This window comes from Pseudomonas sp. NPDC077186, assembly GCF_044543505.1.
Lineage (GTDB): Bacteria > Pseudomonadota > Gammaproteobacteria > Pseudomonadales > Pseudomonadaceae > Aquipseudomonas.
Genome location: NZ_JBITWE010000002.1, coordinates 299,341 through 322,499, shown reverse-complemented (window position 1 = coordinate 322,499; position 23,159 = coordinate 299,341). Strand labels below are relative to the sequence as shown.

The window sequence follows — 23,159 nt, the reverse complement described above, 5'->3', positions numbered from 1 at the left end:
ATGATCAATCTGCACGATATCTGCTACCTGCGCCTTGGCTGCCATGACCTCGATGAAATGGTGCGTTTCGCCACCGGCATACTTGGCCTGGAGTTACGCGAAAGAACCGCGACCCACGCCTACCTGCGTGGCGACAGCAGCGCCTTCAACCTCTGCTACATCCAGGGCGATGCGTCTTATGACGTTTCGGCGTTCGAACTGCGCCACCTGGCGGAGCTGAAGACGGCCGAGAGCGAGCTGGCCACACAAGGTATCGAGGTCAACTGGGGTACTCCGGCCGAATGCGAAGAGCGCCGGGTCGAGGCCTTCGTTGCCTTTACCGATCCCAACGACAACCGCATCGAGCTGGTCTATCGGCCACACCAGACCGGCGTGCGCTACTTTCCCGCGCGCGATGCCGGGATCACCGAGTTCGGTCATTTCGGTCTGCACAGCCGCAATATCGAGCGCGACCTGCTTTTCTGGACCTCGGTGCTCAGCGCCCGGGTCAGCGACAGGATCGGCGATGGCGCGCTGCTGCGCATCGACGAGGTGCACCACAAGATCGCCTTGTTCCCCTCGGACAAGATCGGCGTGCAGCACGTCAACTTTCAGGTCGCGAGCATCGATGACGTGATGCGCTCCTGGTACTTCCTGCAGGAGCGTGGCGTGCCCATAGCCTTCGGGCCGGGCCGGCACCCGACCTCGACGGCGATGTTCATCTACTTCCTCGGCCCGGACGGGCGCGTCTACGAATATTCCTCGGGCGTGAAGCGAATCACCGACGAGGCCTCGTACACACCGCGCCAGTTCGAGATGAAGCCGTCTTCGTTCTGCATGTGGGGCGCCAAGCCCAACGTCGAGGAATTCAGCGAATAAACGGTTCGGCTGCGTAGCGGGCCGATCACGATCGAGTTGCAAACGGATGGGATTATGAGCGAACAAGGTTGCAGACGATTTTTAGGAAAGGTTGCCCTGGTGACGGGCGCAGGGCAGGGCATCGGGCTGGCGACGGCGTGGCGTCTGGCCCGTGAGGGTGCGCAGGTGGTGCTGGCGGACAAGTCCGCCGCGCCGACCCATGAGGCCGCCGAGGCCATGCGTGCGGAGGGCCTGGAGGTGGCGGTGGCGATCGCCGATCTGGCGACCTACGCCGGGGCGCAAAGCGTGATGGCCGAAACCGAGTCGGCCTTCGGGCGTATCGACGTGCTGGTCAACAACGTCGGCGGGACCATCTGGAAGAAGCCGTTCTGGCATTACAGCGAAGACGAGATCAAGGCCGAGGTCGAGCGCTCCTTCTGGCCGCCCCTGTGGTGCTGTCGTGCGGTGGTGCCGTACATGCAGGCGCGGGGCGGCGCCATAGTCAACGTCGGCTCCAACGCGACCATGGGGATTTTCCGCATTCCCTATTCCGCGTCGAAAGGCGGCGTGGTCGGGCTGACCACGGCGCTGGCGGTCGAGCTGGCGGACTTCAATATCCGCGTCAACTGCGTCGCACCGGGCAACACGGCGGTCAAGGAACGGCCGACGCCGCGCCTGGAACGCGAGTTGAGCGACCAGGAAAAGCAGTGGAACCAGCAGTTCTACGATTACGTCACCAAGGAGGGGTTGTTCGATCGACCCGCTTCCATCGAGGAGCAGGCCGCGGTGATCGTTTTCCTGGCCTCCGACGATGCTTCTTATATGACCGGCGAAATCCTGGATACCGGCAAGCGGGGCATGCGTATCTCGTCCGTGGCGCGCTGACAGTCATCGTTGCGATTGCAGGTACGGCGTTTCACGCCGTGCCCGGGCCTGATCGTGTTCAGCATGGACCTGGCTGCCTGGGTTGTGCCGTTAAGTCGGTGGTTTGGCGAGCAAGGCCGTGGCCATAACGCAGAACCCTATTGGATAACCGAGTGCCGCCGCATGTACAGGAGTGAATGAAGTATGACCGATGTGTCTGGAGCGCTGCCTATTGGCATGGCCTTGCTTTCGGCTTTGATGTTTGCGCTCACCTTCGTTTTTGTGCGGGTCGGGGTAAAGAGCGCGTCGACGACGACTGCGTTGTGGCTGACGTTATTCGTCAACGTGGTTTTTCTCTGGGGCTGGAGCCTGCTGGTCTACGGCTGGCAGTTCGAGCAATGGTGGGAGTGGCGCTACTTCTTCCTCTCCGGGGTGTTCGCGCCTTTGCTGGGCCGGCTCTTTCAATTCCAGGGAATGGCCAAACTCGGAGCGAATATCACCACACCGCTGACCTTGACCCATCCGGTGATCTCCGTGGTGCTGGCGATTCTGTTCCTCGGCGAAGAGGTGACCAACCTGGGCTTGCTGGGCGCCTTGATGGTGGTGCTGGGCAGCGTGGTGGTCGGTGCGCAGGGCGGGCAGAACCCGACCCGCAGTCTGCAGAACGTGTCGCGTATCTATCTGCTGCTGCCGCTGGTGGCTTCGTTGTCCTACGGTATATCCATTGTTTTTCGCAAGATCGGGATCGACATCGGTTCGGATGCGGTGACCGCCGCGGCGGTCACCTGCACCTCTTCCTGGTTCTTCTCCACGCTGTACGTGCTGTTCACCGGTGCGGTTGGCGAAATCCGCTGCAGTCGGCGCGAGCTCGGTTTCTTCGTGCTCGCCGGGATCTTTTCCAGTCTCGGGCCAGTGCTGCTGTATGCGGCGCTGCAATTCGAGGGTCTGGTGGTCATCGCACCGCTGGCCGCCACCACGCCACTGTTCGTCCTGCTGGTGTCGTACGTGTTCATCCGCGCGGACGAAATCTTCACGCCTCAAGTCGTCGCCGGAACCGTCGCCACCGTTGCGGGGGTGATTCTGGTGACGACCTATGGACTGGCATAAGTTCTGAGAAAGGAGCCGCTATGGACCTTGTAATCAATATGTCCCACTTCTACGTCTGCGACGCGGATGCGTTGGGCAATAGCGAAATCCATCAGGTGACCCCGCCCGGTCTCGGCCCGGTGGCTGTGTACCGGGTCGCCGATGCGTTCTACGCCACCGACGACATCTGCTCCCACGGCCAGGCGCTGCTTTCCGAAGGCGAAGTCGATGAGGACTGCGTGGTGGAGTGCCCCTGGCATGGCGGCACCTTCGATGTGCGCACCGGCGAGGCGCTGTCGTTTCCCTGCGTGCTGCCCATCAAGGTGTATCCGGTCACGGTCGAAAGCGGCAAGGTCTATCTCGACCTCGCCGCCGGCGTAATCAAGGCCTAGGCCGCGAGGAGAAACACATGATCGATATGCACACCCATGTTGTCCCGGCCGATTTTCCCGCCTACCCGGGCCGGGAAAAAAACCATGGCTGGCCCTGCATGCACTGCGGCGAGGGCCATCACCGCACGGTGATGATCGGCGACAAGCCGTTCCGCGAAGTATCCGCCAACGCCTGGGACAGCAACCGGCGCCTGGAGGAAATGGCCGCCGATGGCGTCGAGCGCCAGGTACTGTCGCCGATGCCGGAGCTGCTGTCCTACTGGTTCGGCCTCGACGATGCCCTGGCCTTCGGCCGCTATATCAACGGCACCATCGCCGAGATGGTCGCCGCAGCTCCACAGCGTTTCTACGGCCTGGGCATGGTGCCGCTGCAGGACCCGGAACGGGCCGCGCGCGAAGTGCGCAGCCTCAAGCACGAATACGCTCTGGTCGGGGTCGAGGTGGGCTCGAACATCAACGGCATCGCCATGGGTGACCGCCGTTTTGATCCGTTCTTCGCCGCCCTGCAGGAAGAGGACATGTGCCTGTTCGTGCATGCCCTGCACCCGACCAAGGAGCGGCTCTACGGGCCACCGTTGATCGAAGCGCTGGTCGGCTTCCCCAACGAGAACGGCTTGGGCATCGCCGCCTTCATTGCCAACGGCGTGCTCGACCGCTTCCCGCGCCTGCGCATTGCCTTCAGCCATGGCGGCGGCTCCTTCCCGATGATCCTGCCGCGCCTGCAGCACGGCTGGGAAATCAGCAAGCCGCTGCGCGAGGCGATCCCCTCTTCGCCGCAGGAAGTGGCGCGGCAGTTCTGGTACGACACCCTAGTCTACAGCGAGCCGGCGCTGACCTACCTGATGCAGGTCTACGGCACGAGCCAGTTGATGATTGGCACCGACTATCCCTTCGTCATTCGTGACAGTCATCCCGGCCGTCGGCTGGAGGGGCTGGGGCTCAGCGCGGCCGACCGCGAAGCCTTGCAGACGACCAACTGTCTGCGTTTTCTGGGCCTGTAACGCGGCGTTCAACCCATAAATCCAAGAGAGGCCGTTATGCCTATCGTACAGATCCACAACAGCGACGCGTCTTTCGAACAAACCGAGACGCATGACTCTATTTTGCGTGCCGGGCTCGCGGCCGGACTCGGCCTTTCCTATGAGTGCAACTCGGGTGGTTGCGGCAGTTGCAAATTCGAACTGATTGAGGGCGAGGTCGAGGAGCTCTGGCCGGATGCGCCGGGACTGACCGCCCGCGATCTGAAGAAGGGACGCAAGCTGGCTTGCCAGTGCCGCGCGAAAAGTGATCTGGTGATCAGCATGCGCACCGACGAAAGCTTCCGCCCGAGCATACTGCCGCAGCGCTTCCAGGCCACTCTGGAAAGCCGCCGCGAATTGACCCCGGATATCACCGAGTTCCGCTTCCACGGCCCCGCCCCCGCGCGTTTCCTGCCGGGGCAGTACGCCATGCTCAGCCTCGGCGATGCTCCTCCCGGTCCGCGGGCCTACTCGATGAGCAACCTCGCCAATGCCGAGGGCATATGGGAGTTCTGGATCCGCAAGAAGCCCGGTGGGCGGGTAACCGAGCCGTTGTTCACCCTGCTCGCGCCGGGCGACCAGGTCACGCTGCAAGGGCCTTACGGCTTGGCTTTCCTGCAAACCGCGGTGCCGCGCGATGTGCTCTGCATCGCCGGCGGCTCGGGTATCTCGCCTGTGTTGTCGATCGCCCGCGGCATGCTCAGCGATCCGGCGATGGCCGGGCGCAAACTGCACTTCTTCTTCGGTGGCCGCACGCCTGCCGATATCTGCGGCCTGGCTGAGCTGCAAGCTCTGCCCGGCTTTACCGAGCGGGTCCGCTTCCATGCCGCCATCTCCGAGCCCACGCCCGGCGATGGCTGGGAGGGGGCGGTAGGCTTTATCCACGAAGTATTGGAGCAGGCTTTGGCAGGTACGTTGGCCGACTACGAATGCTATCTGGCAGGGCCACCGCCCATGGTGCAGGCAACCACCAAAATGCTGCTGCTCGACCAGGGCGTGCCGGCCGAACAGGTGCATTTCGACCGCTTCTTCTAGGGGGCGTTGGCGTTTCTTTGCGGCAGCGGTGGAGGTACGACATGCACGCGATAACGGCACAAGCGCTGCAACTTCTAGCTCAACTGAGCGGCGAGGCGCCGCACTTGGATGCCGGGCCGGAGAAGGTGGCGGCAGTGCTGATTGCGCTGCTCGCCGCCGAGCCCGAGTGCCCGGTGGTATTCACCCGACGGGCCAACGGCATGCGCCGGCATGCGGGGGAAATCAGCTTGCCGGGTGGCCTTCTCGAAGCGGTGGATCAGGGGTCGGTGATACGCGCCGCGTTGCGTGAGGCGCAAGAGGAAGTCGGCTTGCCACCAGCGGCAGTGCAGGTACCGCTGGTGCTACCGCTCTGCCGCAACAGCCGTGGCGTCGTGATCTATCCCGTGGTGGGCATCGTCACGCGTCCGCTGCGCTGGCGACTGCAGGCCAAGGAGGTGGCCGAGGTGATCGAAGTGCCCTTGAGCCATTTTCTCCAGGCCGACCATTATCGCCAGGAGCGCAGGATCTACGACGGCGAGGAAAAACACAGTCTGGTGCTGGATTGCGGCACCGAGCAGATATGGGGGCTGACGGCGCGCATCATGAACAACCTGCGGCTACACCTGCATCCCGACGATTAGGGGAGTCATGATCGATGCCGTCTCAGGGCCGGGCGGCCAGCTTCTCGCCAATCAGCAAGGCCTGTTCGCGTAATGCCTGGGCAACTTCCTCGACCTTCGCCTGGTCCAGGCGGGTGGTTGGCGCCGACAGGGAAATCGCTGCTTTGAGCTGGTTGCTGCGCCCGATGATCGGCACCGCCACGCAGCGCAAGCCTATCTCCACTTCTTCATCGTCGATCGCATAGCCTCGCTCTCGGGTCAGTTGCAACTTCTCGAGCAGCGCGGCCGGCTCGGTGGTCGTCTTTTCCGTGAATGGCTGGAAGGATTGGCGGGCGATGCAGCGCTGCAACTCGGCTTCGTCAAGCGTCGACATCAGGGCCTGGCCCAGTCCCGTGCAATAGGCCGGCAAGCGCTTGCCGATGTGCGTGATCAGCGTGAGGCTGCGCGAGACCTCGCCCTTAGCCACATAGCAAACCATGTCGTTGTCGAGGATAGCGGCATGGATGGTCTCGCCGAAGCGCTCGGCCAGGCTTTCGACATGGGGCATGGAGATGCTGTTCATCACATCGATGATCGACACCTTTCCGCCGAGATCGGCCAGCAACAACCCCAGTTCGAAGGATCCATTCGGCGTCTTCACTACTGCCCCCACCGATTGCAGGGTGATCAGGAAGCGATGGGCGGTGGCGACATTCATATCGAGGCGCCGGGTAAGTTGCGAGAGGCTTAGTTTTTCCCCGGCATACTCGAAGGCATTCAGCATTCGAAACGCTTTTATGACGGATAAATTAACTGGCGTGGCCATGGATTACCTGAGGCTAGTTTCGATGTTTGCTTAGCCAATTTGGGTGGCAGGATTGGCGTCTTAAATTATAACGACCTGCCGTGCGTCGATGGGAGTCAGACCCTACTGATTGCTTGGCTTGCCTGTCCCGGGTTGAGTGGACACTGACTTAAGGTTGATAAGGTGATTGTCACGATTGGGCTCGCTCAGATGGGCGTGATCCGGGCCCAGTTGCGTCGCCAAGACTGGCCAATTGACAAGTAGTCATCGTCCCACCTGGCCTCGAACTCTCCGCGGCGCCGTTCGGCCTCGTCTGCCGTGGCAGACTGGTAAATCCTCCTCAGGTCAGCCGCCACCTTTGCGCGACGCTTCCAGGACACGTAATGCAGGCTCACTTCCGGGTAGGAGCCTAGGCCCATCTCTCTGCGTTTGCCTGGCAGTTGAAAACGCAGTACTCACGATTTTCGACTAGCCGCTTTTACCACTAGTCGAAGTCCGTCTCCCTCTTCGTAGGTGCCAGGTTCTGCGAGGTTCTCTACCTGCTTTGGATTCAGCTTTCCCATCAGTCACCGCCACATCGGTTCGCCTCTGTCCCCCCACTTCACGCTCGGATGGGGTCGAATCTCATCGGATTGGATCGGGTTTAGAGATGGCTTCAGTCATTGATTTATCTAGGCTATAAGCTTGTGGTTAGGACTTTATAGTATTTTTTTGGAGCATAAAAAAGCCGGCTTGTGGCCGGCTTTTCGGAGGTGGTCAGGGCTTATTTTTGATAAGCCGCGACTGCCTTGTTGATCAGGCCGCGGGCTTCTTCAGCGTTGCCCCAGCCTTCTACCTTGACCCACTTGCCCTTCTCGAGATCCTTGTAGTTCTCGAAGAAGTGCTTGATCTGTTCGATCAGCAGTGCGGGCAGGTCGGTGTATTCCTGAACGTCCTTGTACAGAACGGTCAGTTTGTCGTGTGGTACGGCAACCAGCTTGGCGTCGCCGCCGGCTTCGTCGCTCATGTGCAGGACGCCGACCGGACGGGCGCGGATCACCGAACCCGGAGCAACCGGGTAAGGGGTCACGACCAGCACGTCGAGGGGGTCGCCGTCATCGGCCAGGGTGTGCGGGATGAAACCGTAGTTGGCCGGGTAGAACATCGGAGTGGCCATGAAGCGGTCGACCATCAGGCAATCGCTGTCGTGGTCGATCTCGTATTTGATCGGCGCGTGATTGGCCGGGATTTCGATGGCAACGTAGATGTCGTTCGGCAGGTCTTTACCAGCCGGGATCTTGCTGTAGCTCATGGGGGAAACTCCCAGGGAGGGCCAAAAAAGTGGGGCGCATTATAGGCGTATTCGCAGTGCGTTACTACGGCGTCCTACTCAGCCATTGGTCGCGTTTTCGACCGCCTTGTAGTCGGGGTGTTCCGCTTGCAGACGCTGCAATCGCGCCAGGCTGTCCTGACGGTAGAACAGCGCCAGTTGCCGGTAGACATCCGGGAAGGCGTCGGCCAGCAGGTCCGGGGCGGTGAAGAAGTATTCGCTGGTGACGGCAAAGAACTCTGCCGGGTCTTCGGCGGCGTAAGGGTCGATGGCGGTTTCGGCCTCGGGGTCGGCGTCCAGCTCGGCGTTCAGGGCGTCATAGGCGCTCTGCATGGCGTGGGCCCAGTCCTGCACGCGCATGTCGCGGTGCAGCGGCGGCAGGCCATTGGCGCCGCCTTCGAGCATATCCAGCTTGTGTGCCAGTTCATGGATCACCAGGTTGTAACCTTCCCAGCCGCCACTGGCCTCGACCCCGGGCCAGGCGAGGATCACCGGGCCCTGTTGCCAGGCCTCGCCGCTGCGCGCGTCGTCCCATTCGTGTTCGATGCCGCTGGCATCGCGGTGGCGCTGCGGGCTGATGAAGTCGTCCGGGTAGAGGACGATTTCGTGAAAACCCCGGTACCAGTCCAGATCGCCCAGGTGCAGCAGGGGCAATTGCGCCTGAGCCGCCAGCAGCAGGTGTTCGACCGGGCCGAGTTTGAGGCCGGGCAGTGCTGTCAGGTGCTTGTCATGCAGGAACAGCACGGCGCGTTCGCGCAGGTACTGCTCTTCGTGTTCTTCGAGGCCGTCAAGGATGGGCAGGCGCTTGCGAACCTCGGCCCAGTGAGCCGGATCGACGGGGTTGCGTTCGAGAGTGCGACGACGGCGCCAGGCCTTGAGTGACCACATGGGGAATGCTTCGTGGCGGAAAACCCGGCCACCATAAGGGCGGTGGCCGTTCGCGGCAAGCCGTGGCGAGCGCTCGCTGTCTCAATCGACGTTGATCGGCAGCACGTAGTTCTTGAACTGCTCGTCCTCGACGAAGCCGATGGACTCGTAGACCTTCTGCGCCACTTCGTTGTCGCGGCTGGTGGCTACGCGCATACGCACGGCGTTGGTGTCCTTGGCCATCTGTTTGGCCGTGTGCAGCAGGCGGTCGGCCACCAGTTGGCGGCGAGCGTCTTCGGCCACGTAGATGTCGTTGAGAATCCACACGCGTTTGAGCGACAGCGAGGAATAGCTGGGGTAGAGCTGGCAGAAACCGAGCAGCTTGTCTTCGTCGTCGGCCAGGGCCAGGTAGATCACCGACTCCTTGCGGCGCAGGCGCTTCTCGAGAAACTTGCGCGACGACTCGGGGTAGGGCAGCTCGTTGTAGAACTCGCGGTATTTGACGAACAGCGGGGTCAACAGATCCAGGTGCTCCAGGGTGGCTTGGACGATGCGCATGGTGGGCCTCGGCTTCTCTTTGTGGTGGGCAGCAGCGGCGATGCAGCTGTATATGCCAGCGACTCGGTCGATGCTGCCTCAAAGCCAGTTGAATGCGCAATCCAAGCAAGCGTTTGATTTTTACCGGCCGGGCAACTTGGTTTTCGCGTCCTGGTCTGAACAGGGCGCAGCAGCCGCCCGTCGGACGCTGTGCTAACCTGCCGCCATCGCGTTAAGCCCGGTGAATAGGGCACCTCAAGAGGTCATTCATGCATATCCATATTCTCGGCATCTGCGGCACCTTCATGGGTTCGCTCGCGGTGCTGGCCAAGGAACTTGGCCACCGCGTCACCGGCTCCGATGCCAACGTTTACCCGCCCATGAGCACGCAATTGGAGGCTCAGGGCATCGAGCTGATGCAGGGCTATGACCCCGCGCACTTGCAGCCGGCGCCGGATCTGGTGGTGGTGGGCAACGCCATGAGTCGTGGTAATCCTGCCGTCGAGTACGTACTGAACAAGGGCTTGCCCTATGTATCCGGCCCGCAGTGGCTGGCCGACCACGTGCTGCAGGGCCGTTGGGTGATGGCGGTGGCCGGCACCCACGGCAAGACCAGCAGTTCCAGCATGCTGGCCTGGGTGCTGGAGCACGCGGGCATGGCGCCGGGCTTTCTGATCGGCGGTGTGCCGCAGAACTTCGGCATTTCCGCGCGCCTGGGCGAGACACCCTTCTTCGTGGTCGAGGCCGACGAGTACGACAGCGCCTTTTTCGACAAGCGCAGCAAGTTCGTCCACTACCGTCCGCGCACGGCGATCCTCAATAACCTGGAATTCGATCACGCCGATATCTTCCCGGATCTGGCGGCTATCGAGCGGCAGTTCCACCATCTGGTGCGGATCATCCCCAGCGAAGGCCTGGTCATCCACCCGGCCAGCGAAACCGCGTTGGCGCGGGTGATCGAGATGGGTTGCTGGACGCCCGTGCAGACCACCGGTGAAGGCGGCCAGTGGCAGGCGCGTTTGCTCAGCGCCGATGGCTCGCGCTTCGAGGTGAGCTTCGACGGCAAGGTCGAGGGCACCGTGGAGTGGAACCTGACCGGCCAGCACAACGTCGCCAACGCCCTGGCCGTACTCGCTGCGGCGCGCCATGTCGGCGTGGTGCCGGCGCTGGGCATCGAGGCGCTGGGCCAGTTCGTCAACGCCAAGCGGCGCATGGAGAAAGTCGCCGAGGTCAATGGCGTGACCATTTTCGATGATTTCGCCCACCACCCCACGGCCATCGCCACCACCCTCGACGGCCTGCGCAAGCGCGTCGGCGACCAGACCCAGGTGATCGCGGTGATCGAGCCGCGCTCCAACTCCATGAAGCTCGGCGCCCATCGCGACGGCCTGGCCGAGTCCGCCGCGCAGGCCGACGCGGTGTTCTGGTACGCGCCGCCGAACCTGGGCTGGGACCTGACCGCCAGCGTGGCGCAGGCGCGTAACCCGACCCGCGTATGCGACTCGCTGGAGTCGATCATCGACGGTGTCAAAGCATTGGTGCGGCCTGGCACCCAGGTGGTGATCATGAGCAACGGCGGCTTCGGCGGCCTGCACGGCAAACTGGCCAAGGCCCTGGAGGCATAGATGTCAGGCCCCGAACGCATCACCCTGGCGATGACCGGCGCCTCAGGCGCGCAATACGGCCTGCGCCTGCTCGATTGCCTGGTGCAGGAGGATCGCGAGGTGCACTTCCTGATCTCCAAGGCGGCACAACTGGTGATGGCCACCGAAACCGACGTGGCGCTGCCGGCCAAGCCGCAGGCCATGGCTCAGTTCCTCACCGAGTACACCGGTGCGGCGCCGGGGCAGATACGGGTCTACGGCAAGGAGGACTGGCTGGCGCCGGCGGCGTCTGGCTCCGGCGCGCCGACCGCCATGGTGGTGGTGCCGTGCAGCACCGGCACCCTGTCGGCCATTGCCAGCGGTGCCTGCAACAACCTGATCGAGCGCGCCGCCGATGTGGCGTTGAAGGAGCGTCGCCAGTTGATCCTGGTGCCGCGCGAGGCGCCGTATTCGAGCATCCACCTGGAGAACATGCTCAAGCTGTCCAACCTGGGCGTGACCATATTGCCGGCCTCGCCCGGCTTCTATCACCAGCCGCAGACGCTCGACGACCTGGTGGATTTCGTCGTCGCGCGCATCCTCAACTGCCTGAATATCCCCCAGGACATGCTGCCGCGTTGGGGCGAGCACCATCTGGTGTCGGATGACTAGCGCCATGCGCCTGGGCATCTCCGTCCTGGCGTTGTTGAGCCTGAGCGGCTGCGCCACGGTACGCACCCTGGATGCGGCGAAGGTCGATGCGCCGGTGGTCTACGCCGGCACGCGGCTGGACTGGTATGCGCTAAACGGCGGCTGTTGTCCGCTGGACCGCTTCGGCGCCGAGGCGCCGCGTTACCCGGGGCTGGACCTGCCGGCCAGCGCGCTGCTCGATACCCTGCTGCTGCCGTTTTCGCTGGCCACCGCGCTGGGGATCGGCCTGGGCGTCAGCGGCGGGCTGTAGGGCTGGCCCGGTGAAGGCCTGGTGCGCGCGGCGCACCCTACATGATGCTGGCCGCGTCCTCAGGTCAGGCCCGTAGGTTGGGTTAGCGGCGGGTGCATCTGTCCTGATACGACCCAGCTGCCAGGCGCCGCGCTAGCCCATACCGCCTTGGCGGCTAACCCATCCCAGGATTGCGTTTAGCTCAGGATAAACAGCGCCGCATTGCCGAACTGGGCGCTGAACTGCTGCGCCTGCATCGGCCGGCCGAGCAGGTAGCCCTGCACTTCGTCGCAGTCGTGCATGCGCAGGAAGTCCAGCTGCGCCTGGGTTTCCACGCCCTCGGCGATCACCGCCAGGTTCAGGCTGTGGGCCATGGCGATGATGGCGCGGGCGATCTGCGCGTCCTGTTCGCCCTCGGGCAGGCCGTCGACGAAGCTGCGGTCGATCTTCAGCACGTCGATGGGGAACTGCTTGAGGTAGTTGAGCGAGCTGTAGCCGGTGCCGAAGTCGTCCACCGCGATGCACAGGCCCAGGCGCTTGAGGTCGGCCAGGGTCTGCATGGCGCTGGCCACGTCGCGCATCAGGATGCTCTCGGTCAGCTCCAGCTCCAGGCAGGCCGGCGGGATGCCGCTGTCGGCGAGGATGGCGGCGATGCGGGTGTGCAGGTCGCCCTCGGCGAACTGGCGCGCCGACAGGTTGACCGAGATCTTCGGGATGCGGATCTTCTCCTCGTGCCAGGCCTTGAGCTGGCGGCAGGCCTCGTCCAGCACCCAGTCGCCGACCTGCACCACCAGGCCGAGTTCTTCCAGCACCGGAATGAACTCGTCCGGCGGCACCAGGCCGCGGCGCGGGTGGTTCCAGCGCAGCAGCGCCTCGACCCCGGTCAGGCGCCGGCCGTCGCCGGAGAACTGCGGCTGGTAATGCAGGACGAACTGGCCCTGTTCCTGGGCATGGCGCAGGTCGCTCTCCAGCTCCAGGCGCTCCAGGGCGCTGGCGTTCATGTCCGCCTGGTAGAACTGGAAGTTGTTCTTGCCGCGCTCCTTGGCGTGGTACATGGCGGTGTCGGCGTTCTTCATCAGCTGGCTGAGTTCCTCGCCGTCCTGCGGCGCCAGGGCGATGCCGATGCTGGCGGTGACGAAGAACTCGCGGCCCTCGAGGACGAACGGCCGCGCCAGGCTGGAGAGGATCTGCTCGGCGACGTGGATCGCCCGGTTCAGCGCGCCCTCGCGGGTGGCGCGCGGCTGCAGCAGCAGGGTGAATTCGTCGCCGCCCATGCGCGCCACGGTGTCGTCGCCGTCGACGCAGGCCGATAGGCGGATGGCCACGTCCTTGAGCATGCGATCGCCGGCGGCGTGGCCGAGCGAGTCGTTGATCGGCTTGAAGCGGTCGAGGTCGAGGAACATCAGCACCACCCATTCCTGGTGCCGTTCGGCATGCTGCAGGGCGCTGTGCAGGCGGTCCTGGAACAGGGTGCGGTTGGGCAGGTGGGTGAGGGCGTCGTAGTAGGCCAGGCGATGGATGCGCTGCTCGCTGGCCTTGCGCTCGCTGATGTCGCTGAAGAAGCACACGTAGCTGACCAGGTCGCCTTCCTCGTCGTGCACCGCGGTGATGCCGACCCAGGCCGGGAAGTTCTCGCCGCCCTTGCGCTTGAGCCACACCTCGCCCTCCCAGCTGCCGCGCTGGTTGAGCTGGCCGAGGATGTATTGCAGGTGCGCCGCCTGCTGGCGGTCGGCGGTGAGCATGCCGGGCAGCTGGTCGAGCACCTGGCCGGCGGAGTAGCCGCTGACCCGGCTGAAGGCCTTGTTGACCTGGACGATGTAGCCGGCCGGATCGGTGACCAGGATCGCTGCGGTGGAGTGCTCGAACACCGTGGCGGCCATGCGCAGGTCCTTCTCCGCACGGCGCTGCTGGCTGATGTCGCGGCCGACGCCGAGGATGCCCTCGAAGCGGCCGTTCTCGTCCCACATCAGCACCAGGCGCAGTTCCACCGGGATCTTGTGACCGTCGGCACGCAGGCAGTCGAAGACGAACAGCTGGTCCGGCAGCTCCTCGCGCAGGCGGTCGAGGCGGGGGCGGTCGCCGAGGGCGTCGCGGATGCGTTCGAGCAGCAGGTTGAGGCCGTTCAGTTGCTGGGGATTGGCCGCCAGGCTGTAGAAACTGTTGGCCATCACCCAGTCGACCGAGTAGCCCAGCACCGGCTCCACCGAGGGGCTGACGTAGTTCAGCGCCAGGCCGTCGTCGGTGGAGAAGATCACGTCGCTGATGCTTTCGGCCAGCAGGCGGTAGCGCTGCTCGCTGTCGCGCAGCGACTGGTTGCGCTCGATCTGTTCGGTGATGTCCTTGGCCACGCCGATCAGGCGGCTGACCCGGCCGCGCGGATCGCGCGCCAGGGCCTGTTCGCGGATGCTGAACCAGCGCCACTGGCCGTCGCGGTGGCGCCAGCGCAGCACCGACTCGAGCAGCAGGCCGTCGCCGACCACCTTCTGCAGGTTGCGGATGCGCCAGTAGTAGTCGCTGTCGTCCGGGTGCAGCACCTGCTCCCAGAATTCCCCGGTCATCGCCTTGAGTTCGCCGACGCTGTAGCCCAGCTGCAGGCCGAGGCTGTGGTTGCTGAACAGCACCTGCTTGCTCTGCATGTCGTGCACGTAGAGCAGGTCGGGCACCGAGCGCACCACCTCGGACCAGAAGCGCTCGCGCTCGATCAGCGACAGCTCGATGCGCTTGCGGCTGGTGATGTCGCCGATGCTCAGGGTCACCGCCTGGTAGTCCTGGATCATCTCCGGCAGGCGCAGCAGCAGCCAGACATGGCGCTGCAGGCCCTGGGCGGTGATCAGTTGGGTCTCCAGCTCGACCAGGTTGGGGCCCTCCAGCACGGCCACCGCCAGCCGGTAGCGCAGGTCGTCCGGCTGCAGCGGGCCGCAGTCGATCAGCTGCTGCCAGGCCTGCTCGGTGGACCTGACCCCGAGCAGGTTGAGCGCCACCTGGTTGGCCTCGGTGATGCGCAGCTGTTGCAGCAGTTGCCGCTGGTGCCCGGCGTCGGCCTGCAGCCAGCGGCCCAGGCTCGCGCTGTCGCGCAGTTTGTGTTGCAGGAGGAAGCTGCGCAGGCCGGCCAGGTCGAGCACGCACAGGGCCACCCCGGTGCCTTCGAAGATGTCCTGGTAGCGCCGCCGGGTTTCCTGCAGCACGCGCATCGCCTGTTGCTCGTCGGTGACGTCGCGCAGAACCCAGACGTAGCCGGCCTGGCGGCCGCCCTCGCTGATGTCGCTGCGGGTCACGGCGAACAGACGCGCGCGCCCCTGCTGCACCACCCGCACCAGCTCCGGGCCGAGGTCGCTGGTCTGTTGTGGGCTGTTGAGCAGCAGCGGGTCGAGGTCGGGCAGCAGCTCCAGCAGGTGGCGATCCCACACCGCCTGGCTGCTCAGGCCGAACAGCGCCTCGGCCTGCGGGTTGAGGTAGCGCAGCTTGCCGTCGGCCTGGGTCACCAGGATGCGTTCCTCCACCGCGCCGAGGGCGCTGGCGGCCTGGCGCAGCGAGCGCCGCGATTCGGCGTTGAGCCGCTGCAGGCTGCGCTGTTCGCGCTGCAGGCCGTACAGGGCGAGCAGGGTGAGCAGGCTGCACAGGGCGAACAGCAGAAACTTGCCGGCCAGGGTCGGCATCAACCGGCTGCCGGCGCGATCGGCGTCGAACAGCGCGCGCAGCTGCCAGTCGCTGCCGTCCAGGGGGATCAGCTGCAGGCTCTGCGCCTGCTCCTCGGCGGTGACCGGGGCGACCAGGCTGCCTTGTTGCAGGGCGTCGGCACGGGCGATCACCCGCCGGCTCTGCAGGTCCTCGAGCAGCCAGGCGTGTTCGCTCTGGTGCTGCTCGCGCAGCCAGCCGCGTAGCGCACGCACGCTCATGCGCAGCACCCGCGCGCTGCCGTCGCTCTGGCGCAGCAGCAGGTACAGCGCGCCGCCGTCGTGGGCGCTGAAGGCGAAGTGGTAGGGCGCGCCGCCGCTGCGTTGCTGCAGGCTGCGGATGAAGCTCAGGTCGGCGGTCTCGCCGGCGCTGTCGGCCAGCAGTTGGCCGTGGTCGTCGAGCCAGGCCAGGCTGGCCAGGGTCGGGAAGATGCCGCGCAGCGGCTTGAGCTGCGCGGCCAGTCCGTCCGCGCTGACGCTACTCGGCTCGCTGCCCTGCAGCATGGCCTGGCCGGCCTGGGCCTTGAGGCGCATGTTCAGGCCCAGGTGCTTGGCCAATTGTTCGCTGTAGCTGCGGCTCAACTGCTGCTGGCTGTCCAGCAACTGGCGGTATTCCTGCAGCAGCTGCCAGGCCAGCAGCCCGAGCATGGCCAGCACCAGCACCACCAGGGCGCGTCTGAGCGATTCGCGGCGGCGCGGTGCGTGCGACTCTCCCTGAGGCGACGAGGGCGGTGATGAGGGGGTCGACACGTCTTAGAACCTGTTCAAAAGTCTCGCGAGCTAGAGCAATGCAATACCGATGGCGGCCCCGCAAAAACAGGCGAGGGCCGGTCGGAGTCGCGCTCGACTTTACGAGTTGTAAATGAGCATTCCGAGCCTGTTTTTACCGCAGCAGTGCCGACGCGCAGCAGACTTTGAACAGGTTCTGAACCTGCAGCTACTGCGGAGTGTCGGGCGCGCGAGCATGCCTGCGCTCGCGCGAGCCGGCTAGCATGCCTGCAAATGTGGCCAAGTGCCAGCCGGGCCGACGAGCGTAGGTTTGCCCTGTCTCGCGCATTCCGGTAGCTTTGCGCCGCGCGCGCATGGCCAGCCATCCGTTCGGCACTTGGCGTGCGCCCCGGCAGGGGCTAAGGTCTCTGCACTGCGCGCCACGACGCGCCGTTTTCACCCCATTCTCACCAGTCAGGTTCTCCATGGCTCAGTACGTCTACAGCATGCATCGGGTCAGCAAGGTCGTCCCGCCGAAGCGTGAAATCCTCAAGGACATCTCCCTGTCGTTCTTCCCCGGCGCCAAGATCGGCGTGCTCGGCCTCAACGGCGCCGGTAAGTCGACCCTGCTGCGCATCATGGCCGGCGTCGACACCGAGATCGACGGCGAAGCCCGCCCGATGCCGGGGATCAAGGTCGGCTACCTGCCGCAGGAGCCGCAGCTCGACCCGAGCAAGAGCGTGCGCGACATAGTCGAGGAGGCCGTGGGCGAGATCAAGCAGGCCCAGGCCCGCCTCGACGAGGTGTACGCCGCCTACGCCGAGCCGGACGCCGACTTCGACGCCCTGGCCGCCGAGCAGGCCAAGCTGGAGGCGATCCTGCAGGCCTCCGACGGCCACAACCTGGAGCGTCAGCTGGAAGTCGCCGCCGACGCCCTGCGCCTGCCGCCATGGGAGGCCAAGATCGAACACCTGTCCGGCGGCGAGAAGCGCCGGGTGGCGCTGTGCCGCCTGCTGCTGTCGGCCCCCGACATGTTGCTGCTGGACGAACCGACCAACCACCTGGACGCCGACTCGGTGGCCTGGCTGGAGCGCTTCCTGCACGACTTCCCCGGCACAGTGGTAGCGATCACTCACGACCGCTACTTCCTCGACAACGTCGCCGGCTGGATTCTCGAACTCGACCGCGGCCACGGCATCCCCTACGAGGGCAACTACTCCGGCTGGCTGGAATCGAAGTCCAACCGTCTGGCCCAGGAAGCCAAGGCTGAGGCCTCGCACGCCAAGGCGATGAAGGCCGAACTGGAATGGGTGCGCCAGGGCGCCAAGGCGCGTCAGTCGAAATCCAAGGCGCGTCTGCAGCGCTTCGAGGAAATGCAGTCGCAGGAGTTCCAGAAGCGCAGCGAGACCAACGAGATCTACATCCCGGCCGGTCCGCGCCTGGGCGACAAGGTCATCGAGTTCCACAACGTGTCGAAGTCCTTCGGCGACCGCGTGCTGATCGACGACCTGTCCTTCAGCATCCCCAAGGGCGCCATCGTCGGCGTGATCGGCGGCAACGGCGCGGGCAAGTCGACCCTGCTGCGCATGATCACCGGCAAGGAGCAGCCCGATTCCGGCCATATCGAGATTGGCGAGACCGTGCAGATCGCCAGCGTCGAGCAGAGCCGCGACCTGCTCGACGGCAGCAAGACCGTGTGGGAGCAGATTTCCGACGGCTTCGACATGATCAAGGTGGGCAACTACGAGGTGCCGTCGCGCGGCTATGTCGGCCGCTTCAACTTCAAGGGTGCCGACCAGCAGAAGTTCGTCAAGGATCTCTCCGGCGGTGAGCGCGGTCGTCTGCACATGGCCCTGACCCTGAAGCAGGGCGGCAACGTGCTGCTGCTCGACGAACCGTCCAACGACCTCGACGTGGAAACCCTGCGCGCCCTGGAAGAGGCGCTGCTGGACTTCCCCGGCGCCGCGGTGGTGATCTCCCACGATCGCTGGTTCCTCGACCGCATCGCCACCCACATCCTCTCCTACGAGGACGACGGCAAGGTCAACTTCTTCGAGGGCAACTACAGCGAGTTCGAAGCCGACCGCAAGAAGCGCCTGGGCGACGCCGCCGCGCAGCCGCACCGGGTGCGCTACAAGAAGCTGGCGCAATAACTTTTCGCCAGATGAAAAAACGGAGCCTGCGGGCTCCGTTTTTCGTTGCGGCATGTGGGCTACGTCAGCCTGCGGGCTCCGTTTCGTAGGGTGCGCCGTGCGCACCGGTTGCGCTGGAATATCGGTGCGCATAGCGCACCCTGCCTGCTCAGAGCCTGGCCAGCAGGATTTCCAGCGCCCTGGCCTGGTCCTCGGCCAGGTCGATGATATGAAAGCCGGCCCAGCAGTGCTGGCCGTCGGCGCCGGGGCGGCTCCACAGGCAGTCGGCGCCCAGGCGCACCTCCGGCAGGTCCTGCGTGCCGGCGCTGCACACCAGGCGACATTGCAGCACCGCGTCGGCGGTGTGCGGAGTGTCGCTGAACAGCATGAAGCCGTCGGCGGACAGGTCGACGATACGGCCCAGGCGCTGACCGCTGTTCAGGTCGAAGACCTCCAGCTGCAACTCGGTGCCATGGCGGCTGTGTTGGCGACGCTCTTCCATGGAATTTCCTCAGCGGGGTTCGGCCGTGCGCCCGGTAAAGCGCTGCAGCACACGGTAGATGGCAGTCAGGGCGCGATCCATCAGCGGCGCCGCGCGTTCCGGGGCGACGATGCGGGCCAGGCCCTGTTCCATCTCGCTGGCCAGCAGGGTCAGGGGTTTGATCGCCACGCGCTGGCCGCTGTTGTCGACGAACATGTAGTTGTGGGTGGTGGGGCTGAACCAGGACAGCTTGAGCACGCGGCTCTGCTCGCCGTTGACGAACTCGAACCAGGTGCCGAACTCGACGCTGGCCAGTTCCTTGGCCAGTGCCTGGGCGCGCGCCGACAGCCTGGTGCGCGGCGGTGCCTGACGGGCGAGGTCGGCGTCCTCGCCGAGCATGGCGCCGAGCGGGCTCTCCGGCAGGCTCGGCTTGAGCTGGGCGGCCAGCTGCGGCTGCTTGGCCTGCACCGCGTGCTGGCAGGCCACCAGGTCCTGCAGCAGGCGGCGGATGCCGTCCTCGTGATAGCCGCCGAGCAGTTCCAGGCCCTTGCGCAGGTCGCTGAGCAGCGGCACGCGCAGCTCCTGCAGGCGGTGCAGGTCGGCCTCGCCCAGCGGGACGCCGCTCCAGGCCAACTGCTCGGCGACCTCGCAGTGGCGCCGCCATTCCGCGCTGGCGTCGCCGTGGCGCAGCAGGACGAAGACCAGCACGTCGGCCCAGGTCAGCTCGAGGAAGTTGCGGATGATCGCCGGCAGGTCGCGCTGGGCGACGCTGCGCTGGATCACTTCCAGCGCCTGTTCGCGGGCGCCGAGCAGGCGGTCGCGCCCCTTGGCCGCCTCGACCGCGCGGCGCTCGCGCAGCTCCACCTTGTGGCGCAGGGTCTCGACGTACTCGTTGAACTCGTCGATCAGGCTGTCGAACAGCGCCAGGTCGCCGCTGAAGCCGTGGATCACCCGTTCGACCACCCACTGCATCTTCGCCAGCAGGCCGCGTTCGTCGCCTTCGTTGCCATAGAGCACGCCGGCCTGGGCCATGGCGTTGAGCAGGCGGCGCGCCGGGTGGTGGTGCTGGGTGAACAGCGCCTTGTCCTGCAGGGCGATCTTCAGGTAGGGCGTGTGCAGGTGCGACAGCGCGGTCTTGCAGCTGTCCGGCAGGTTCTCGTCGTCGAGGATGAAGTCGAACAGCATGCCCACCAGGTCGATCACGTCGGCTTCCTGGTCGGACACCTTGCTGTCGCCGGGCAGGCTGCTGTGCGCCTCCAGTTGCTGCTGCAGGTCGGCCTTGAGCCCCTCCACCTGCTGCGGTCGCTGCAGGCGCTGGGCCAGGTCGTGGGCCGACTGCTGCTGCATGCGGTTGAGCGCGGCGAGCAGCTCGTTGGCGCTGTAGGTGCGGCTGGCGCCGCGCGGCGAGAAGCTGACGATACTGCGCGTGCCGCCCAGCAAGGGTTCGTCCGGATGGCTCTGGCGGTGCTCGCCGAGCAGGCTGGACAGGCCGCTGAACAGCGCCGTGGGGTCGCTCGGCGGCGGCGCGCTGAGGTCCAGGTCGAGCAGCGCCGGTTCGGCGGCCGGGGCGCCAGGCGGGCCCTGGGCGGGCGGCTGGTGTTCGGGCGGCGCTTCGGGCTTGCTCGGTTCCGGGCGGCTGACGCTGGGGTTGAGCTGGGCGCTGTACTTGAGGTTGGGCAGCACGCCGGCGTCGATCAGGCGCTGGTTGAGCGCGTTGTAGAGGGCGTCCAGGCTCTGCATCACGTGGCGATCGAAGAGCATATAGAGGATGGTCTTGATCTGCAGCGGGAAGGGGCAGGGCGCCAGGGCTTCGCGGAAGGCCTGGGCGATGGCCTGCGGGCCGAAGGGGTTGCTGTCCTCGCCGAGCTTCTGGCCGTTGTTGAGCAGCGCCAGGCGCTGCTCCAGGGCGAATAGTTGCTGGGTGCAGCGCGCCTTGACCCGGCTGACCATGTTGGTCACCTGCAGGCTTTCCTCGTAGTCCTCGTTCTGCACCAGGGCCAGTTGCTCGGGGTCGAGCTCGGCCGGCGCCTGGTTCTGCAGTTTGCCTTCGAGGAAGTCGGAGAAGTTGTGCGCGATCTTCTGGTGGTAGCTGCGTTCGATCTGCGGCCGCTGGCGGCGAATCTCGCGCATGCTGTCGAAGAACAGGGTCTGCACCTTGTTGTTCTCGGCCTTTTCCGCGCACTCGAACAGGGTGTCGTCGACCTGGCCGAACACGCCGCTCAGGTGCTCCGCCAGGCGATTCATCACCAGCTTGCGGCAGCTCTGGACCAGCTCGCCGAAGCGCGGCTGGATGCCGCGGCTAGCGAGCGTCGCCACGCTGGGCTTGATCGGGGGCGTGTCCTGGTTGCTCATGGACTGTCCTGGCTGGAGTCGTCGGCTGGCGCGTCCTGCGTCGGGCCGCAGTTCGATGAAACATATAGTAGTCCATGCTCGCGCTGCAAAGCATTGTCGTAAAAGCAGTTTGCAGGGGTTGACAGGGAAGTTTTGCGACGTAAAATGGCGCGCCTCTGAAGCGGGAAAGCAAAAGCCGAACGCTGCGGGGATGGAAGACCGAAGTTCCGCGATAGCTCAGTCGGTAGAGCAAATGACTGTTAATCATTGGGTCCCTGGTTCGAGTCCAGGTCGCGGAGCCAACTTCCAGACGGGGTATAGCGCAGTCCGGTAGCGCGCTTGCTTTGGGAGCAAGATGTCGGGAGTTCGAATCCCCCTACCCCGACCATATTTGGGTCGTTAGCTCAGTTGGTAGAGCAGTTGGCTTTTAACCAATTGGTCGTAGGTTCGAATCCTACACGACCCACCATATAGAACGACGAAGCCCGCCTTGTGCGGGTTTTGTCGTTTTTGTGCGGCGGCTTTTATGCGTAGCCGGATGCAATCCGGGGCTCCCAGGCGCTGCATGGCTGTCCCGGATTGCATCCGGGCTACGTGCCTGTCTCCCCTCTCCCGCTTGCGGGAGAGGGTCATCAGAAGGCCGCATGGCGGCCGCTATCAGTGCAGCTTCAGGCGCGGCTCGGTGCTGCGGCCGATGCGGTCGCTGAGCATCAGCAGCAGGGTGCGCAGCGGGCCGTACAGGGCCATCTGGTGCATGCGGTAGAGCGACACGTAGAACACCCGCGCCAGCCAGCCCTCGAGCATCACGCTGCCGGTCAGGTTGCCCATCAGGTTGCCCACCGCGGAGAAGCTCGACAGCGAGATCAGCGAGCCGTAGTCGCGATAGCGGTACTCCGGCAGCGGCTGGCCGCTGATCTTCAGGCGCAGCGACTTGGCCAGCAGCGAGGCCTGCTGGTGCGCGGCCTGGGCGCGCGGCGGCACGTTGCGGCCGTCGCTGCCCGGCTGCGGGCAGGCGGCGCAGTCGCCGAAGGCGAACACGTCGTCGTCCAGGGTGGTCTGCAGGGTCGGGCGCACCTGCAGCTGGTTGATGCGGTTGCTCTCCAGGCCGTCGAGTTCCCTGAGAAAGGCCGGGGCGCGGATGCCGGCGGCCCAGACCTTGAGGCTGGCCGGGATGAAGTTGCCGTCGGCGGTCTGCAGTCCCTCGGCGCTCACCTCGCTGACGGCGGCGCCGGTGAGTACGGTGACGCCGAGTTTTTCCAGGGTCTGGTGTACCGGTCGGGCGATGCGCTCGGGCAGCGCCGGCAGCACCCGCGGGCCGGCCTCGATCAGGGTGATGCGCATGTTTTCCGGGCGGATACGATTGAGCCCATAGGCCGCCAACTGCTGCGCCGCATGGTGCAGTTCGGCCGCCAGTTCGACGCCGGTGGCGCCGGCGCCGACTATGGCGATATTGATCTGTGCGCCGTCCTCGCCCTCGTTGGCGTGGGCGCGCAGGTAGTGGCTGAGCATGCGCCGGTGGAAGCGCTCGGCCTGCTCGCGGGTGTCGAGGAACAGGCAGTGCTCGGCCGCGCCGGGGGTGCCGAAGTCGTTGGTGGTGCTGCCGACGGCAATTACCAGGCTGTCGTAGGCGAGCTGCCGCTCGGGCATCAACACCTGGCCGTCGTCGTCCAGGGTCGGCGCCAGGGTGATGCTCTTGCCGGCGCGATCCAGGCCGCTCATGCGGCCGAGCTGGAACTCGAAGTGATTCCACTTGGCCTGGGCCACGTAGTTCAGTTCGTCTTCCGAGGAATTCAGCGAGCCGGCGGCCACTTCGTGCAGCAGGGGCTTCCAGATATGGGTGAGGTTGGCGTCGACCAGCACGATGCGGGCCGCGCCGCTCTTGCCGAGTTTTCTACCCAGACGGGTGGCCAGCTCCAAACCGCCGGCGCCGCCGCCGACAATCACGATGCGATGGGACATGGATGATGCTCACAAGGCTTTG

At 65.1% G+C, this 23,159-nt stretch carries 19 protein-coding genes, 3 tRNA genes and 1 pseudogene; 14 read left to right on the top strand and 9 right to left on the bottom strand.

The window, feature by feature from the left end:
- From ACIGKL_RS10135 to ACIGKL_RS10105, 7 genes are all read left to right on the top strand, one after another.
- A complete protein-coding gene (locus tag ACIGKL_RS10135) occupies positions 1-858 on the top strand; it encodes a VOC family protein (RefSeq protein ID WP_003463098.1) in 858 nt (285 codons plus the stop codon).
- Between the two features lie 54 nt (positions 859-912).
- On the top strand, positions 913-1,722 hold the full coding sequence (locus tag ACIGKL_RS10130; RefSeq protein ID WP_003463094.1) for a 1,6-dihydroxycyclohexa-2,4-diene-1-carboxylate dehydrogenase: 810 nt from the start codon (positions 913-915) through the stop codon (positions 1,720-1,722).
- 183 nt (positions 1,723-1,905) lie between these two features.
- The gene (locus ACIGKL_RS10125) at positions 1,906-2,808 is read left to right on the top strand and encodes a DMT family transporter (protein ID WP_266207177.1); all 903 of its coding nucleotides are present in this window, start codon (positions 1,906-1,908) and stop codon (positions 2,806-2,808) included.
- Between the two features lie 20 nt (positions 2,809-2,828).
- Entirely contained in the window at positions 2,829-3,179 is a 351-nt protein-coding gene (locus ACIGKL_RS10120) for a non-heme iron oxygenase ferredoxin subunit (protein WP_003463089.1), read from the top strand.
- Between the two features lie 17 nt (positions 3,180-3,196).
- Entirely contained in the window at positions 3,197-4,180 is a 984-nt protein-coding gene (locus ACIGKL_RS10115) for an amidohydrolase family protein (protein WP_397486523.1), read from the top strand.
- A 36-nt stretch (positions 4,181-4,216) separates the two neighbouring features.
- Complete coding sequence (locus ACIGKL_RS10110; RefSeq protein WP_397486522.1) at positions 4,217-5,233, top strand: 2Fe-2S iron-sulfur cluster-binding protein; 1,017 nt, start codon at positions 4,217-4,219, stop codon at positions 5,231-5,233.
- Between the two features lie 41 nt (positions 5,234-5,274).
- On the top strand, positions 5,275-5,853 hold the full coding sequence (locus ACIGKL_RS10105; RefSeq protein WP_397486521.1) for an NUDIX hydrolase: 579 nt from the start codon (positions 5,275-5,277) through the stop codon (positions 5,851-5,853).
- 22 nt (positions 5,854-5,875) lie between these two features.
- Here the strand turns inward: ACIGKL_RS10105 and ACIGKL_RS10100 are convergent, their stop codons facing one another.
- From ACIGKL_RS10100 to ACIGKL_RS10080, 5 genes and pseudogenes are all read right to left on the bottom strand, one after another.
- Positions 5,876-6,637: an IclR family transcriptional regulator gene (locus ACIGKL_RS10100; protein ID WP_280075991.1), complete on the bottom strand. Its 762-nt coding sequence runs from the start codon at positions 6,635-6,637 to the stop codon at positions 5,876-5,878.
- Positions 6,638-6,828: 191 nt separating this feature from the next.
- A pseudogene (locus tag ACIGKL_RS10095) lies at positions 6,829-7,008 on the bottom strand (transposase); the annotation flags it as partial.
- A gap of 371 nt (positions 7,009-7,379) precedes the next feature.
- A complete protein-coding gene (ppa, locus tag ACIGKL_RS10090) occupies positions 7,380-7,907 on the bottom strand; it encodes an inorganic diphosphatase (protein ID WP_397486520.1) in 528 nt (175 codons plus the stop codon).
- A gap of 78 nt (positions 7,908-7,985) precedes the next feature.
- Positions 7,986-8,813, bottom strand: coding sequence for a zinc-dependent peptidase (locus ACIGKL_RS10085; RefSeq protein WP_397486519.1), 828 nt, complete (start codon positions 8,811-8,813; stop codon positions 7,986-7,988).
- A gap of 81 nt (positions 8,814-8,894) precedes the next feature.
- Positions 8,895-9,350 carry a GNAT family N-acetyltransferase gene (locus tag ACIGKL_RS10080; protein ID WP_106733470.1) on the bottom strand — a complete coding sequence of 152 codons (456 nt, stop codon included), beginning with the start codon at positions 9,348-9,350 and terminating at the stop codon, positions 8,895-8,897.
- A 248-nt stretch (positions 9,351-9,598) separates the two neighbouring features.
- Between ACIGKL_RS10080 and mpl the strand changes: the two genes are divergently transcribed.
- Genes mpl through ACIGKL_RS10065 form a run of 3 tightly spaced genes read left to right on the top strand, consistent with a single transcriptional unit; the run spans position 9,599 to position 11,873 of the window.
- A complete protein-coding gene (gene mpl / locus ACIGKL_RS10075; protein ID WP_397486518.1) occupies positions 9,599-10,954 on the top strand; it encodes a UDP-N-acetylmuramate:L-alanyl-gamma-D-glutamyl-meso-diaminopimelate ligase in 1,356 nt (451 codons plus the stop codon).
- Positions 10,955-11,584 (top strand): flavin prenyltransferase UbiX, encoded by a 630-nt coding sequence (gene ubiX / locus ACIGKL_RS10070; RefSeq protein WP_397486517.1) that lies wholly within the window; start codon positions 10,955-10,957, stop codon positions 11,582-11,584.
- Positions 11,577-11,873, top strand: a complete 297-nt coding sequence (locus ACIGKL_RS10065) for a YceK/YidQ family lipoprotein (RefSeq protein ID WP_397486516.1) — start codon at positions 11,577-11,579, stop codon at positions 11,871-11,873. Before ubiX ends, ACIGKL_RS10065 begins: the two co-directional genes overlap by 8 nt.
- 176 nt (positions 11,874-12,049) lie before the next feature.
- Here ACIGKL_RS10065 and ACIGKL_RS10060 read toward each other — a convergent pair whose 3' ends face one another.
- Positions 12,050-16,174 carry an EAL domain-containing protein gene (locus ACIGKL_RS10060; protein WP_397486515.1) on the bottom strand — a complete coding sequence of 1,375 codons (4,125 nt, stop codon included), beginning with the start codon at positions 16,172-16,174 and terminating at the stop codon, positions 12,050-12,052.
- Positions 16,175-16,719: 545 nt separating this feature from the next.
- Between ACIGKL_RS10060 and ettA the strand changes: the two genes are divergently transcribed.
- Complete coding sequence (gene ettA, locus ACIGKL_RS10055; protein ID WP_397486514.1) at positions 16,720-18,387, top strand: energy-dependent translational throttle protein EttA; 1,668 nt, start codon at positions 16,720-16,722, stop codon at positions 18,385-18,387.
- 148 nt (positions 18,388-18,535) lie between these two features.
- Here ettA and ACIGKL_RS10050 read toward each other — a convergent pair whose 3' ends face one another.
- Positions 18,536-18,868, bottom strand: coding sequence for a PilZ domain-containing protein (locus ACIGKL_RS10050; protein ID WP_397486512.1), 333 nt, complete (start codon positions 18,866-18,868; stop codon positions 18,536-18,538).
- Positions 18,869-18,877: 9 nt separating this feature from the next.
- Positions 18,878-21,199 carry a DUF1631 domain-containing protein gene (locus ACIGKL_RS10045; protein ID WP_397486511.1) on the bottom strand — a complete coding sequence of 774 codons (2,322 nt, stop codon included), beginning with the start codon at positions 21,197-21,199 and terminating at the stop codon, positions 18,878-18,880.
- Between the two features lie 205 nt (positions 21,200-21,404).
- Here ACIGKL_RS10045 and ACIGKL_RS10040 point away from each other — a divergent pair.
- The 3 genes from ACIGKL_RS10040 (at position 21,405) to ACIGKL_RS10030 (ending at position 21,647) form a co-directional block, all read left to right on the top strand.
- A tRNA-Asn gene (locus ACIGKL_RS10040) sits at positions 21,405-21,480 on the top strand.
- Between the two features lie 9 nt (positions 21,481-21,489).
- Positions 21,490-21,566: transfer RNA gene (locus tag ACIGKL_RS10035), tRNA-Pro, on the top strand.
- A 5-nt stretch (positions 21,567-21,571) separates the two neighbouring features.
- Positions 21,572-21,647 (top strand) — tRNA-Lys (locus ACIGKL_RS10030).
- A gap of 188 nt (positions 21,648-21,835) precedes the next feature.
- On the opposite strand, the gene ACIGKL_RS10025 is transcribed toward ACIGKL_RS10030, so the two are convergent.
- The gene (locus ACIGKL_RS10025; protein ID WP_397486509.1) at positions 21,836-23,137 is read right to left on the bottom strand and encodes an NAD(P)/FAD-dependent oxidoreductase; all 1,302 of its coding nucleotides are present in this window, start codon (positions 23,135-23,137) and stop codon (positions 21,836-21,838) included.
- Between the last annotated feature and the right edge of the window lie 22 nt (positions 23,138-23,159).

What these genes read in the sequence shown, in the direction of transcription:
- ACIGKL_RS10135 (WP_003463098.1), top strand. Translation starts at nt 1, where the DNA reads ATGATCAATCTGCACGATATCTGCTACCTGCGCCTTGGCTGCCATGAC.
- ACIGKL_RS10130 (WP_003463094.1), top strand. Translation starts at nt 913, where the DNA reads ATGAGCGAACAAGGTTGCAGACGATTTTTAGGAAAGGTTGCCCTGGTG.
- ACIGKL_RS10125 (WP_266207177.1), top strand. Translation starts at nt 1,906, where the DNA reads ATGACCGATGTGTCTGGAGCGCTGCCTATTGGCATGGCCTTGCTTTCG.
- ACIGKL_RS10120 (WP_003463089.1), top strand. Translation starts at nt 2,829, where the DNA reads ATGGACCTTGTAATCAATATGTCCCACTTCTACGTCTGCGACGCGGAT.
- ACIGKL_RS10115 (WP_397486523.1), top strand. Translation starts at nt 3,197, where the DNA reads ATGATCGATATGCACACCCATGTTGTCCCGGCCGATTTTCCCGCCTAC.
- ACIGKL_RS10110 (WP_397486522.1), top strand. Translation starts at nt 4,217, where the DNA reads ATGCCTATCGTACAGATCCACAACAGCGACGCGTCTTTCGAACAAACC.
- ACIGKL_RS10105 (WP_397486521.1), top strand. Translation starts at nt 5,275, where the DNA reads ATGCACGCGATAACGGCACAAGCGCTGCAACTTCTAGCTCAACTGAGC.
- ACIGKL_RS10100 (WP_280075991.1), bottom strand. Translation starts at nt 6,637, where the DNA reads ATGGCCACGCCAGTTAATTTATCCGTCATAAAAGCGTTTCGAATGCTG.
- ppa (WP_397486520.1), bottom strand. Translation starts at nt 7,907, where the DNA reads ATGAGCTACAGCAAGATCCCGGCTGGTAAAGACCTGCCGAACGACATC.
- ACIGKL_RS10085 (WP_397486519.1), bottom strand. Translation starts at nt 8,813, where the DNA reads ATGTGGTCACTCAAGGCCTGGCGCCGTCGTCGCACTCTCGAACGCAAC.
- ACIGKL_RS10080 (WP_106733470.1), bottom strand. Translation starts at nt 9,350, where the DNA reads ATGCGCATCGTCCAAGCCACCCTGGAGCACCTGGATCTGTTGACCCCG.
- mpl (WP_397486518.1), top strand. Translation starts at nt 9,599, where the DNA reads ATGCATATCCATATTCTCGGCATCTGCGGCACCTTCATGGGTTCGCTC.
- ubiX (WP_397486517.1), top strand. Translation starts at nt 10,955, where the DNA reads ATGTCAGGCCCCGAACGCATCACCCTGGCGATGACCGGCGCCTCAGGC.
- ACIGKL_RS10065 (WP_397486516.1), top strand. Translation starts at nt 11,577, where the DNA reads ATGACTAGCGCCATGCGCCTGGGCATCTCCGTCCTGGCGTTGTTGAGC.
- ACIGKL_RS10060 (WP_397486515.1), bottom strand. Translation starts at nt 16,174, where the DNA reads ATGCTCGGGCTGCTGGCCTGGCAGCTGCTGCAGGAATACCGCCAGTTG.
- ettA (WP_397486514.1), top strand. Translation starts at nt 16,720, where the DNA reads ATGGCTCAGTACGTCTACAGCATGCATCGGGTCAGCAAGGTCGTCCCG.
- ACIGKL_RS10050 (WP_397486512.1), bottom strand. Translation starts at nt 18,868, where the DNA reads ATGGAAGAGCGTCGCCAACACAGCCGCCATGGCACCGAGTTGCAGCTG.
- ACIGKL_RS10045 (WP_397486511.1), bottom strand. Translation starts at nt 21,199, where the DNA reads ATGAGCAACCAGGACACGCCCCCGATCAAGCCCAGCGTGGCGACGCTC.
- ACIGKL_RS10025 (WP_397486509.1), bottom strand. Translation starts at nt 23,137, where the DNA reads ATGTCCCATCGCATCGTGATTGTCGGCGGCGGCGCCGGCGGTTTGGAG.